Below are 12,656 nucleotides of genomic sequence, written 5' to 3'. Positions count from 1 at the left end.
CTTCAAAACTAATATTTACCGCTCTTTCGAAAAAGAACAGAAACATGTAATTCTAAAGCTATTACCATTCCAACAGAATGGTAATGAATTGACTGTGCCGAATAACTACAAGTAGTTAAACGTATTGGTCACTCAGTTCATTGAAATCAATTTTGATTCCGAAGAATCTGTTTTATCTAACGATAAAACGTTTTGATATTCATCAACGAGTGCCCACACAGATTGATAGGTTTAAATTGTTAAAGAGCTTCACTTGTTGAGCGTTCCTTTTAAGTAAGGAGCCTCTCTAAGTGGACGGCCATTCTAGCGAATTAACATTCAGTGTCAAACACTTTTTGAAAATTAATTTTTTGTCGCTTTCCGCCTGACTGATTGTTGCTGAAGCCTTGTGGCGTCTGCCGTCTCAGTGGTGTCGCATTATAGGGAACCCACTCAGCTTAGCAACTACTTTTTCATAAAAAATGAATAAATAGGGGTTAACTGCCTAATAGTTCACCTAAACAGAAAAAAGAGAACATTTCTGCTCTCTTTTCGTTCAAAATCCAAAAGAATTCTTAGATAAATGCGTAAGCATCTGCGTACATATGGTCACGCTTTGCTTCTTTATTCTGAGTAAATAGGTCTCTTGCAGCGCCCGCCATTTCAAAACGACCTGCAATATAGATATCGAAATCAGCTAATGATTCGAAACTTTGCATAACAGCCTCAAGCACATTACCTGTTTGGCCATGCCAAACTTCCGGTGCTTCTTCTACTACCGGTACAAAGTGCACATTGCTATGCTTTTCTGCAATGCCAACCAACTCTTCTTTAGCATATAACTGGCACTCATCTTTTGCGCCCCAGTATAGGTAGATCTCTTTCGAGCTATTTTGCGCGATGCAGTGATCAAGAATAGAGCGCACGTAGCTGAAACCCGTGCCACCAGCAATAAGTAATAGAGGGCGATCGCTTTCTTCTTTGATCCAAGCATCTCCGTGTGGAGCATCAATCGCAATATCGCCATCTTCAGCTTGTGCCTTCTTCATCGCTTCAACCACTTCTAGTGCGTAAGCGTTGTGCTCGGCAGCACCAATGTGCAGCTCAAGCTCACCTTCGTGGCGGCAAGGGCTACTTGCGATAGAGAATGGGCGCTTATCTTTCTCGCCCATTTCAACCATCAGGTACTGGCCCGCTTTAAAAGCGACCGGTGTTTCTGGGTGAAGTAGGATTTGGTAAGTATTACAAGCCAAAGGCTCGATAGACTTCACTTTACATTTAATAGTCATGTTCTTCCTCTTACTAACCCTTAATCGGCAAAGGTTAGAACTAAATTACTTTCTGCAAATGCTTGGCAAGCAAAAATCCAGCCTTGTTGCTGCTCTTTCTCTGTGAGCATGGGTTCAAGATGGTAACTCACTTGCCCTTCTAATTTTTTGCACATACACATTGCGCATGCGCCAACTTGGCAACGGTTTGGGAAATAGATATCGCTGTTGAGCGCAGCATCCAAGACCGTTTGCCCTTTTTCTACTGTGAAACTGATGTTTTCTGGGTATAAGACTACTTGGTAGCTCATGAAATTCCTAGCTGTTCCCAGATGCTATCAATCTTTTTCACAACATCAGGATCTTTTGTGATTGGTACACCCCACTCACGCAGGCATTCACCTTCCCACTTATTGGTCGCATCGAGACCCATTTTTGAGTGTCCAGTTTCGTTCTGCAGGAATAACGTATCTCTCGCCGGATCCATTCTTGTCGTTACAGCCCAAATGATGTCATTCCAATCGCTCACATTGACATCGCCATCACACACGATAACAAACTTGTTCTCATCAAATTGAGACCAAACCGCTTCCATGATTTTCTTACCATTACCGGCAGCTTGCTTATCAATAGACACCACAACCATGCTGGCATTGTCGTTTTGCAAGTGAACATCAATAATTTCAGGATGAACCTTGGTTAACTCAGCCAAGCTACCCTCAATATGTTCACTATTTACAGGTGCTGTTTGGACATCTGGCGATAACGCTAACTCTGCGTCCCACTTCTTAGTAATATCTAGACCCATCTTAGAACCTAACCCAACCACGGGTGAGGCAAAATCCAATGAATCGATCGGCGTGTTCTCTATCATCAGGCTATCGCGTGACGGATCCATATGTTCGCACATCGCTGCGGTTACTTGAGACCAATCACGTGCATTCACATCTTCATCACACACCAATACAAATTTGGTGTACATGAATTGGCGTAAGAAAGACCATACACCCATCATCACTCGCTTAGCGTGACCTGGGTATTGCTTCTTCATGGTCACGACTGCCATTCGGTACGAACAACCTTCAGGCGGTAGATAGAAATCTTCAATCTCTGGGAACTGCTTTTGAAGAATAGGCACAAACACTTCATTTAGCGCAACACCCAATACCGCTGGCTCATCAGGTGGACGGCCAGTATAGGTGCTGTGATAGATAGGGTTCTCGCGCATGGTTACATGAGTAATAGTAAACACATGGTGCTTTTCTTTCTCGTTGTAGTAACCAGTATGATCTCCGTAAGGCCCTTCATCTGCGAATTCATTCGGGTCGATGTAACCTTCCATCACGATTTCTGCACTTGCGGGAACTTCTAAGTCGTTGCTGATTGATTTAACGACCTCAGTTTTACTACCACGTAGTAAGCCTGCAAACGCGTACTCAGATAAACTATCCGGCACTGGCGTAACCGCACCAAGAATGGTGGCAGGATCAGCACCAAACGCTACCGATACTGGGAATGGTTTCCCAGGGTTAGTTTCCATCCAATCACGCAGATCCAATGCTCCACCACGGTGGGCTAACCAACGCATGATGATTTTATTCTTGCCGATCTTCTGTTGACGATAGATGCCTAGGTTTTGGCGTTTCTTGTTTGGACCACGAGTAACCGTTAAACCCCATGTTAGCAATGGCGCGACATCGTCAGCCCAACAGCTCATCACAGGGATTTTATCTAGGTCGACGTCATCGCCTTGCCATACCACTTGTTGGCAAGCCGCTTTGCGAAGGCGTTTAGCCGGCATGTTTAAGACTTGCTTAAATACAGGCAGTTTATCGAGAGCGTCTTTAAAGCCTTTTGGTGGCTCAGGTTCTTTTAGGTAAGCAAGCAACTTGCCCACTTCACGCAGTTCTTTGACTTCCTGACGCCCCATACCAATAGCAACACGGTTGGGTGTACCAAATAGGTTGGTCAAAACAGGCATGTCATAGCCTACTGGATTTTCAAACAAAAGAGCCGGGCCACCAGCACGTAGAGTACGGTCGCTAATCTCGGTCATTTCGTAGTCTGGATCGACTGGGTGAGAAATGCGTTTCAACTGACCAATACTTTCAAGATGGTCGATAAAATCACGTAAATCTTTAAAACTCATAGGACTTCTACATGCTGATTATTCTGCGCTCAGTATATCAAAAAGGGTGACGCTGAGGTCCCCCTTTTTAGTGTGGTTATTGAGAGGCAAAATCCACTTTACGGTAATGCTTGCTCGATCAAAGAACTCTTCACCTGAGGGTTATCATTGACGAGATCTTGCAACCATCGCGTATGACCTTGTTTGGCGAGTTCACGCGCAACTAATGGTGCTTCATCAGCAATCGCCATCCTAGAGACAAGGAACAGCTTCACCTCTTCTGATAACGGGTTAACTTTGGTAAGCAAAGTAATCGCTTCATCTTTCAAACGCGGGTTCTTAGTCGCTGCCATCACCTGTTCAAGCGCGAACGTTTGTTTGGTTTCAGCAAGGCGAACTAGCTCAGCTTGGCTATGATAATCGGCCTTCATTCGCCATAGAATTTTGTAAACCTCTGGGTCTTCGCTCACTTGCGCTAATCGAACCACCACCTCAGTAGAAGGTAACCAACTAACAATAGAAGATGCGGTGAGTTGCTTAGTTAGGTAATCAACCGCTTCAGGAGACAAACTGTCTAGCTCTCTAATGAGCAACGCTTCTCGCGTTTGAACTTGATGTTCAGATCCAGATAACCACTCTTTTAGGTCGAGTTCCTGTTTCTCTGCATCTAGCACAAATACCAATGTCTTCTGATCTTGACGCCATTGTTTAATAAGGCGATTAGCAATTGAAGGGTAATTAAAGGCAGGTACCGTAAACTCATAGCCATCGCCACGTTCTAAGACTTGATAAGTGGGCGTGATAGCAAGTTGCTGCTCGATGAAGATAGACATCTTGGGTGTGAGTACGATTTTTTGCTGTTCAAGCTTCTTCAAGAGTTGGTAACGAGCCACCTCTTGCTGGGGAAATGTCAGGCGCTCAAGCGCAAAGCGTAGCGAATTGACTTCGTCACGTACGACAAGCTCTAGTAGTTCAGCAGTTTTCAGTTTTACTTGATCATTCTCAAGCCAAGACTCTACTGTAAGTGGAGACATCTCGGTGGCATAGCTCATACCAACCGGTGAAAATAACAGTGAAGTAGACAGGAGTAATGATGACAACAGTCCATGTTGCATTTTAACGTCCTTGTAACACTTTTGCTCATTCTGCAAGCTGGCGCTACAAAATGCAAATAAAAAGCGCCACCCGAGGGCAGCGCTTATTAAATACGATCAGCTAATCAATATTACTGACGACGCATTGCGTCAAAGAACTCATCGTTCGTTTTCGTCATTGCTAGCTTGTCGATAAGGAATTCCATTGCGTCGATTTCGCCCATTGGGTGAACAATCTTACGCAGGATCCACATCTTCTGTAGTTCATCGTTCTTGGTAAGAAGCTCTTCACGACGAGTACCAGAGCGGTTGAAATCAATCGCTGGGAATACGCGTTTTTCAGCAATCTTACGGTTAAGGTGCAGTTCCATGTTACCTGTACCTTTGAATTCTTCGTAGATAACTTCATCCATCTTAGAACCAGTATCAACCAGTGCTGTTGCGATGATCGTTAAGCTACCGCCTTCTTCTACGTTACGTGCCGCACCGAAGAAACGCTTTGGACGATGTAGAGCATTCGCATCAACACCACCAGTAAGAACTTTACCTGATGAAGGAATCACAGTGTTGTAAGCACGAGCTAGACGAGTAATAGAATCCAGTAGGATAACTACATCTTTCTTGTGTTCAACAAGGCGCTTCGCTTTCTCGATAACCATTTCTGCAACTTGTACGTGGCGAGATGCTGGCTCATCGAATGTTGAAGCAACTACTTCGCCTTTAACTAGACGCTGCATTTCTGTTACTTCTTCTGGACGCTCATCGATAAGTAGAACCATTAGTTCACACTCAGGATGGTTACGTGCAATGCTTTGAGCAATGTTTTGCAGAAGCATTGTCTTACCCGCTTTAGGCGGAGCAACAATCAGACCACGCTGACCTTTACCAATTGGAGATGCAAGGTCAAGAATACGAGCCGTAATATCTTCAGTCGCACCATTACCCGCTTCCATCACCATACGTTCGTTAGCGTGAAGAGGAGTAAGGTTTTCGAAAAGAATCTTGTTACGTGCGTTGTCTGGCTTGTCGTAGTTAACCGTGTTTACTTTAAGCAGTGCAAAGTAACGCTCACCGTCTTTAGGTGGACGGATTTTACCGCCAATAGAGTCACCTGTACGTAGGTTAAAACGACGAATTTGGCTTGGTGATACGTAGATATCATCTGGGCCAGCCAGGTATGAACTGTCGGCGCTACGTAGGAAACCAAAACCGTCTTGAAGAATTTCTAGAACACCATCACCAAAGATGTCTTCACCACTTTTTGCATGCGCTTTAAGGATGGAGAAGATAATGTCTTGTTTTCTTAGGCGAGCTTGATTTTCAAGACCTAAGCTTTCGCTAAGTTTAACAAGCTCAGACACAGGTCTGTTCTTCAGTTCAGTAAGATTCATAGTGGTGGAAGTTTGTTTAGTCAAAATAGGATCTGTTTTCTTAAGTTAAGAAGGATTTGGTCACAGGATCGACCAAGAAGAGAAATTCGTTCAATTAACGTGCGATAAATTAGCACTAAAACTAAGACTAGTCCATAGCTTAGAAAAAACAAAACCGCGCATTTGTTAACTGCACGGTTTCTTTTCAAATGCTGACCTGATTAAAGGTTAGCGTCTAAGAACTCTTTAAGTTGAGTTTTAGATAATGCACCAACTTTAGTCGCTGCTACGCCGCCATCTTTGAAAAGAAGTAGCGTTGGAATACCGCGAATACCAAACTTTGGTGGAGTACCAGCATTTTGGTCGATATTTAATTTACCGATTGTGAGCTTGCCTTCGTACTCGTCTGCGATTTCATCAAGAATCGGCGCAATCATTTTACATGGACCACACCATTCTGCCCAAAAATCAACAAGAACAGGGCCTGCAGCATTGATTACATCGTTATCAAAACCGTCATCAGTTAGCTGCAAAATCTTATCACTCATCTTCCACTCCAATGTATTTTTTAGAACTGGTTGGATGATAACCAGTAAATAGATGCCCTATTGGAATGTATTTACTTTCGTATTGCAAGCTTAAGCTGATATTCTATAGCAATGAAAAAGACGCATATCACAGAGCAAAAGTTCGCCGACTTGGATTTACTTCCGCAAGTCATTGAAGGATTGGAGAAAAAAGGGTTCGATTATTGTACCCCTATCCAAGCCTTGGCGCTCCCGGTACTGCTCACCGGCCAAGACATCGCAGGCCAGGCCCAAACGGGTACTGGTAAAACGCTAGCGTTTCTTACTGCTACATTCAACCACCTGCTAAAAACACCTGAGCATGAAGGCCGCAAGCCTAATCAGCCACGTGCGATTATTATGGCACCAACGCGTGAACTCGCGATTCAGATCTACAACGATGCTGACTCTCTGGTTGAAAGCACGGGTATCAAAGCAGCATTAGCATACGGTGGCGAGAGCTACGACAAGCAACTAGGTAAGATCGAAGAAGGCGCAGATATCTTAATTGGTACGACTGGTCGCATCATCGATTTCTACAAACAAAAGGTATTTAACCTTAACCACATTCAAGCTGTTGTTCTTGACGAAGCTGATCGCATGTTCGATCTTGGTTTCATCAAAGACATCCGCTTCTTGTTCCGCCGTATGCCAGAACCTAAAGATCGCCTGAACATGCTGTTCTCTGCGACGCTGTCTTACCGCGTACAAGAGCTAGCGTTCGAACACATGCACAACCCAGAGCATGTTGTTGTTGAGCCAGAGCGTAAAACAGGTCACCGCATTCAGGAAGAGCTGTTCTACCCATCAAACGAACACAAAATGGCACTGCTGCAGACTCTAGTTGAAGAAGAGTGGCCAGAGCGCGCTATCATCTTCGCTAACACTAAGCACAAATGTGAGTCTGTTTGGGGTCACCTAGCTGCAGATGGTCACCGTGTTGGCCTGCTAACTGGCGATGTTCCTCAGAAGAAACGTGAAAAGATTCTTGAGCAATTCACTAAAGGTGATGTTGACCTGCTTGTCGCAACCGACGTTGCAGCACGTGGTCTACACATTCCTCAAGTAACACACGTATTCAACTTCGACCTACCTGATGACTGTGAAGATTACGTTCACCGTATCGGCCGTACAGGTCGTGCTGGTGCAAGTGGTCACTCGATCAGCTTTGCTTGTGAAGATTACGCAATCAACTTGCCACCAATCGAAGAATACATTGAGCACGCGATCCCTGTGTCTGACTACGATGCTTCTGCACTGCTAGAAGATCTACCAGCACCATTGCGCTTACGTACACGTAACCCGCAACAACGCCGCTCAAACAACAATGGCCCACGCAACGGGAACCGTAAACCAAACCAGAACCGTCGCCCACGCCAACCGCGTCATAACAAGGAAGCTTAGTCGCTTATGAGTCAAACAGTGTCACCCCCGCTTTACGCTGCAATCGACCTCGGGTCGAACAGTTTTCATATGCTCGTTGTGCGTCATATCGATGGCAGCGTACAAACCATGGCTAAAATTAAGCGCAAAGTGCGTTTAGCTGCAGGCTTAGATGAAAATAATGCGCTTAGTACAGAAGCCATGCAGCGCGGTTGGGACTGTTTGAGTCTCTTTGCAGAGCGACTGCAAGATATTCCGAAAGAAAATATCCGCATTGTCGGTACAGCGACCCTACGTACTGCTATCAATGTGGATATATTTCTAGAGAAAGCGAACCAGATCCTTGGTTACGACATCAATGTTATCTCCGGAGAAGAAGAAGCTGCGACTATCTATAAAGGCGTAGCACACACTTCTGGTGGCAGCGGCCGCCGACTGGTTGTTGATATTGGTGGCGCAAGCACCGAGATGATCATTGGTGAAGGCTTCTCAGCGAAAGCCCTAACCAGCCTAAAGATGGGCTGTGTTACTTGGCTTGAGCGCCACTTTAAAAACCGCCAATTAACCGCTACCAACTTTAACAACGCCATTGAAGCGGCGAAGTCGACGTTGGCTCCTATCCTAGATAGCTACACTGATATCGGATGGGATGTGTGTGTGGGCGCCAGCGGTACCGTTCAAGCACTGCAAGAGATCATGTTGGCGCAAGGCATGGATGAAGTGATTACTCATGCCAAACTTAAGCGTCTACAGAAACAAGCGATGATTACTGAGCGCTTGGAAGAGCTAGAAATCGAAGGACTTACCCTTGAACGCGCATTAGTGTTCCCGAGTGGCCTTTCTATTCTTATTGCTATTTTTGAGCTGCTTGAAATAGATTCAATGACACTCGCAGGCGGCGCACTCCGTGAAGGCCTAGCCTACGAGATGGTTGATGAGCTACGCCAAGAAGATATCCGAGCGCGTACCATTAAGAGTGTTCAATCACGCTACCAAATGGACGTAAGCTACGGTGAACAAGTAGCAGTAGTCGCACAAACGCTGCTAGACCAAGCGGGCGCCGAAGCGTGGGTTTCAGAACCTCAAGCTGGTGTGCTATTGCAAACGGCAGCTAAGCTTCACGAGATTGGTTTAACCATCGATTTCAAAAAAGGCGGTGAGCACAGCGCTTATCTGCTGCAAAACTTAGACCTACCTGGCTTTACTCGAGCGCAAAAGCACTACTTGGGTGAGTTAACTCGTCGCTACCGTGAACAGTTAACCTCATTACCAGAGCAACACGCTATCTCAGGCACCAGCAGCAAGCGTATTTTACGTATTCTGCGTTTAGCTATTTTGCTGACCCACCGTCGTAACCCAGCGCTAGAGCCTGAGTTCAAACTGACGACGAATGACAACAATCTAACCCTAACGCTTTCTAAGCAATGGTTAGCTGACAATCCGCTGACCGCTGCAGAGCTAGAGATCGAGTCGAATAGACAAACCGATATTGGCTGGCCATTGAATATTAAATGCCTCTGATATTAGTATCTGACGCTAGAAATTAAAAAAGCCCAAGTTAATAGACTAACTTGGGCTTTTTCTTATCGCTGCATTAATGCTTTGTGTTACAAATCTCAAACTTAAGCGTTCACGCCTGTCGCTTTAAAGTCAGGGTTCACTGCGGTTAGCTTTCTAACAATGTAGTTAAGAAGCACGCCGTACATAGGCACGAACAAGCCTAGGCTGATGATAAGTTTGAATCCGTAATCGACTAAAGCAATCTCAGTCCAATGCTCGGCCATAAATGGATCTGGGCTTTGATAGAAAGCAATCGCAAAGAAAGCGATTGTATCAATGGCATTACCGAATAGCGTTGAACATGTTGGGGCAACCCACCACTGTTTAAGCTGACGCAGACGGTTGAAAACATGCACATCTAAGATCTGACCCAGTAAATAAGCCATGAAGCTCGCCGCGGCGATACGAGCAACAAACAAGTTGAACTCACCTAATTGGCTAAAGCCTTGGAATGAACCTTCAAAGAACACCACTGACAAGAAATAAGAAACGGCCAGCGCTGGTAACATCACTAAGAAAATAATTTTACGGGCAAGCTGCGCGCCAAAAATGCGTACGGTCAGATCGGTCGCTAGGAAGATAAACGGGAAAGTGAAAGCACCCCAAGTGGTGTGCATACCGAAGACGGTAAAAGGTAGCTGAACCAGATAGTTGCTTGACGCAATAATCACCAAATGGAACAAAACTAATAGTGCTAGGGCTTTGCGCTGTTGCGCAGGGGTAAAGTTACTCATGCTGTACCTTTTTAGTTTGGTTTGGGGGTGAGGGAACCCAAATCGAGTCATTTCTTCGAATAATCCAAGAAAGCTCTTACCAATAATGTGAATTAAAAATGTTTCTATAATTTGCTCTATTGAGCGGCGGGCGATTATACATTAATCAATATTGGCTGCAATGGTGAGAACAAACGCAAACGTTTATCCTCACTTTTTTTGGTGAATAGCGCTAGAAGCTGTGCTTTAGAAGCTATGCCTAAAGTTAAAAACCGCGCTTGAAAAGCGTCGCGAGATAATCAAACTCTTCTCGGCTTTCTTCCGCGTTTAACGACTCAAACCAAATTGATTCACTGTAATGCTCAGACTTTAAGAACATTCGACAATCTTCAAAATCAATCAACCAAGAGTGCATATCGGCGTCCCATTGTTTTTCAACAACAGACGCTGACAGCAATGCCACCAGCTTTTCACCTAACACTTCATAAGAATCAAAATCAAAACTTGGAGACGTAATCAATAAACGCCCTTCCTCAGCTAAATACTCTCTTAAGCCAAATTCTGTTTGTGTTGTCATGTCCCTATCAACCTTATTCTTTTTCTATTAGTTAGACGTTTCTCGCAAACTAGCCGTGTGTGGTGATGTGTTCTTGAATCAGATCTAGGAATGGGTCTGCGTACTTATCGAGTTTACGTTGACCGACACCGTTGACTGCCAGCATTTCTCCGTATGAAGTAGGTAGTATTTCAGCCATATCAATCAAGGTCGCGTCACTGAATACCACATATGGTGGCAAGCCATCTTCATCAGCAATCGACTTACGCAGCTTACGCAGTTTCGCAAACAGCTTCTTATCGTAATTCTTGCTGCTTAACTTATCGGACTTAGCATTACGCACCGCTGTATCTAAACGAGGAACAGCCAATTCCAAAGACATCTCACCGCGCAGCAGCGGGCGGGCTTCTTCTGTTAGCTGTAAAGTTGAGTTACGAGTGATGTTCTGGAACAGCAAGCCTTTATGAATCAGCTGACGGAAGATACTGATCCAGTAATCATGACTGTGATCGCGGCCAATACCGTAGGTAGATAGCTTATCGTGACCATTATCGCGGACACGGATGTTCTGCATGCCTCGCATTACTTCGACCACGTAGCCCATACCAAATGACTGATTCACACGGTACACACAAGACAACGCCTTCTGTGCTTCTTGGGTCGCGTCAAAGTGTTTTGGTGGATCTAAGCAGATATCGCAGTTGCCACATTGCTTCTCGCGATATTCGCCAAAATAGTTAAGCAGAACCTGACGACGACACGTTTGCGCTTCAGCAAAGGCACTCATCGCATTCAGCTTGTGCATCTCAACTTGTTTCTGTGGGCCTTCTTCTTTCTCATCTAGCATACGACGCAGCCAACCCATATCAGCCGGGTCAAACAACATCATCGCTTCAGCAGGCAAACCATCACGACCTGCACGGCCTGTCTCTTGATAGTAAGACTCGATATTACGTGGGATATCAAAGTGCACCACGAAACGTACGTTGGGTTTGTTGATGCCCATACCGAAAGCCACAGTCGCGACCACGATCTGAATATCATCGCGTTGGAAGGCTTCTTGAACGTAAGCACGCTCATCGGTGTCCATGCCTGCATGATAACCCGCAGCGCGAATGCCGTTATTGCACAGCTTCTCGGTCACCATCTCCACTTTCTTACGACTACCACAGTAGATGATGCCGCAATTGCCCTTTTGTGTTTCTAGGTAGCGAACCACCTGTGACACGGGTTTGTGCTTCTCAACCAAGTTGTAGCGAATATTAGGGCGATCAAAGCTGCCTAAGTAAGTATGCGGGTCCAGGAGCTGTAAGCGCGAGATAATATCTTTGCGCGTCGCATCATCAGCGGTTGCTGTGAGCGCCATGTAAGGCACATGCGGGAAATACTGTTTAAGCTGACCTAATGATGCGTATTCAGGGCGGAAGTCGTGACCCCATTGAGAGATACAGTGCGCTTCATCGACTGCAATCATCGAAAGCGGTAAACCTTGAAGACGCTCGATAAAATCACGCATCAACACACGCTCTGGTGACACATACACCATTTTCAGCTGACCTGAGTTCATACGATTGAACACATTCAGCAATTGGTCACGTGGCATTGAAGAGTTAATACACTCAGCGGCAACACCATTGGCCTTCAATTGGTCGACTTGGTCTTTCATCAACGAGATCAGCGGTGAGATAACCAGAGTCAGCCCTTCACGAACCAAAGCCGGAATTTGGTAACACAGAGATTTACCACCACCGGTTGGCATAATCACCAAGCTGTCTTTGCCTTCAACGGCCAAATCAATGACCTCTTGCTGACCATCGCGAAAGCTTTGATAGCCGAACACATCTTGCAAGATGGTTTGCGCATCATTCGCGGGAGTTGGTATTTGCTCAGCAATCAGAGTGGCGGTCATTGTGGTTCCTAATCGAGGTATGAAATCAGCAAGCATCTTCGGCAAGCAAGTCGCACATTGTAGAGGGGAACGCTGGCGAATTAAACCGCAAATTGTTAGGTGAAAAGGGTTATCGCTCCTATACTGACCA

At 45.3% G+C, this 12,656-nt stretch carries 11 protein-coding genes; 2 read left to right on the top strand and 9 right to left on the bottom strand.

What is annotated here, in order from left to right; all coding sequences use genetic code 11:
- Window positions 1–554 precede the first annotated feature (554 nt).
- The 6 genes from fre to trxA all read right to left on the bottom strand — a co-directional run bounded on the left by fre (window position 555) and on the right by trxA (window position 6,387).
- Window positions 555–1,268: an NAD(P)H-flavin reductase gene (fre, locus tag AB4133_RS14185; RefSeq protein ID WP_017059251.1), complete on the bottom strand. Its 714-nt coding sequence runs from the start codon at window positions 1,266–1,268 to the stop codon at window positions 555–557.
- A gap of 20 nt (window positions 1,269–1,288) precedes the next feature.
- Window positions 1,289–1,558, bottom strand: a complete 270-nt coding sequence (locus tag AB4133_RS14180) for a 2Fe-2S iron-sulfur cluster-binding protein (protein WP_008224727.1) — start codon at window positions 1,556–1,558, stop codon at window positions 1,289–1,291.
- A complete protein-coding gene (gene ubiD, locus AB4133_RS14175; RefSeq protein WP_017059250.1) occupies window positions 1,555–3,396 on the bottom strand; it encodes a 4-hydroxy-3-polyprenylbenzoate decarboxylase in 1,842 nt (613 codons plus the stop codon). The genes AB4133_RS14180 and ubiD overlap by 4 nt, the downstream gene beginning before the upstream one ends.
- Before the next feature lie 98 nt (window positions 3,397–3,494).
- The gene (locus tag AB4133_RS14170; protein ID WP_017059249.1) at window positions 3,495–4,490 is read right to left on the bottom strand and encodes a hypothetical protein; all 996 of its coding nucleotides are present in this window, start codon (window positions 4,488–4,490) and stop codon (window positions 3,495–3,497) included.
- Window positions 4,491–4,600: 110 nt separating this feature from the next.
- Complete coding sequence (gene rho / locus AB4133_RS14165) at window positions 4,601–5,860, bottom strand: transcription termination factor Rho (RefSeq protein WP_017062978.1); 1,260 nt, start codon at window positions 5,858–5,860, stop codon at window positions 4,601–4,603.
- 200 nt (window positions 5,861–6,060) lie between these two features.
- Entirely contained in the window at window positions 6,061–6,387 is a 327-nt protein-coding gene (gene trxA, locus AB4133_RS14160) for a thioredoxin TrxA (RefSeq protein ID WP_010440700.1), read from the bottom strand.
- Between the two features lie 111 nt (window positions 6,388–6,498).
- On the opposite strand from trxA, the gene rhlB reads away from it, so the two are divergent.
- Together rhlB and gppA are read left to right on the top strand one after the other, a co-directional pair.
- Window positions 6,499–7,809, top strand: coding sequence for an ATP-dependent RNA helicase RhlB (gene rhlB / locus AB4133_RS14155; protein WP_048610414.1), 1,311 nt, complete (start codon window positions 6,499–6,501; stop codon window positions 7,807–7,809).
- A gap of 6 nt (window positions 7,810–7,815) precedes the next feature.
- Complete coding sequence (gene gppA, locus AB4133_RS14150) at window positions 7,816–9,309, top strand: guanosine-5'-triphosphate,3'-diphosphate diphosphatase (RefSeq protein ID WP_017062980.1); 1,494 nt, start codon at window positions 7,816–7,818, stop codon at window positions 9,307–9,309.
- 101 nt (window positions 9,310–9,410) lie between these two features.
- Here the strand turns inward: gppA and AB4133_RS14145 are convergent, their stop codons facing one another.
- The 3 genes from AB4133_RS14145 to recQ form a co-directional block, all read right to left on the bottom strand.
- Window positions 9,411–10,082: a 7-cyano-7-deazaguanine/7-aminomethyl-7-deazaguanine transporter gene (locus AB4133_RS14145; RefSeq protein ID WP_017061333.1), complete on the bottom strand. Its 672-nt coding sequence runs from the start codon at window positions 10,080–10,082 to the stop codon at window positions 9,411–9,413.
- A 244-nt stretch (window positions 10,083–10,326) separates the two neighbouring features.
- Window positions 10,327–10,638, bottom strand: coding sequence for a DUF3630 family protein (locus AB4133_RS14140; RefSeq protein WP_017061332.1), 312 nt, complete (start codon window positions 10,636–10,638; stop codon window positions 10,327–10,329).
- A 49-nt stretch (window positions 10,639–10,687) separates the two neighbouring features.
- Window positions 10,688–12,526: an ATP-dependent DNA helicase RecQ gene (gene recQ / locus AB4133_RS14135; RefSeq protein ID WP_017065746.1), complete on the bottom strand. Its 1,839-nt coding sequence runs from the start codon at window positions 12,524–12,526 to the stop codon at window positions 10,688–10,690.
- Window positions 12,527–12,656 lie beyond the last annotated feature (130 nt).

Source organism: Vibrio sp. 10N.286.52.F8, from assembly GCF_041468745.1.
Classification (GTDB): domain Bacteria; phylum Pseudomonadota; class Gammaproteobacteria; order Enterobacterales; family Vibrionaceae; genus Vibrio; species Vibrio crassostreae_C.
This window is presented reverse-complemented; position numbering and strand designations above follow the sequence as displayed.

Excerpts from the sequence above, each read along its gene's own strand:
- AB4133_RS14170 (WP_017059249.1), bottom strand. The coding sequence starts at position 4,490 with ATGCAACATGGACTGTTGTCATCATTACTCCTGTCTACTTCACTGTTA.
- AB4133_RS14145 (WP_017061333.1), bottom strand. The coding sequence starts at position 10,082 with ATGAGTAACTTTACCCCTGCGCAACAGCGCAAAGCCCTAGCACTATTA.
- rho (WP_017062978.1), bottom strand. The coding sequence starts at position 5,860 with ATGAATCTTACTGAACTGAAGAACAGACCTGTGTCTGAGCTTGTTAAA.
- trxA (WP_010440700.1), bottom strand. The coding sequence starts at position 6,387 with ATGAGTGATAAGATTTTGCAGCTAACTGATGACGGTTTTGATAACGAT.
- ubiD (WP_017059250.1), bottom strand. The coding sequence starts at position 3,396 with ATGAGTTTTAAAGATTTACGTGATTTTATCGACCATCTTGAAAGTATT.
- gppA (WP_017062980.1), top strand. The coding sequence starts at position 7,816 with ATGAGTCAAACAGTGTCACCCCCGCTTTACGCTGCAATCGACCTCGGG.
- AB4133_RS14140 (WP_017061332.1), bottom strand. The coding sequence starts at position 10,638 with ATGACAACACAAACAGAATTTGGCTTAAGAGAGTATTTAGCTGAGGAA.
- AB4133_RS14180 (WP_008224727.1), bottom strand. The coding sequence starts at position 1,558 with ATGAGCTACCAAGTAGTCTTATACCCAGAAAACATCAGTTTCACAGTA.
- rhlB (WP_048610414.1), top strand. The coding sequence starts at position 6,499 with ATGAAAAAGACGCATATCACAGAGCAAAAGTTCGCCGACTTGGATTTA.
- recQ (WP_017065746.1), bottom strand. The coding sequence starts at position 12,526 with ATGACCGCCACTCTGATTGCTGAGCAAATACCAACTCCCGCGAATGAT.
- fre (WP_017059251.1), bottom strand. The coding sequence starts at position 1,268 with ATGACTATTAAATGTAAAGTGAAGTCTATCGAGCCTTTGGCTTGTAAT.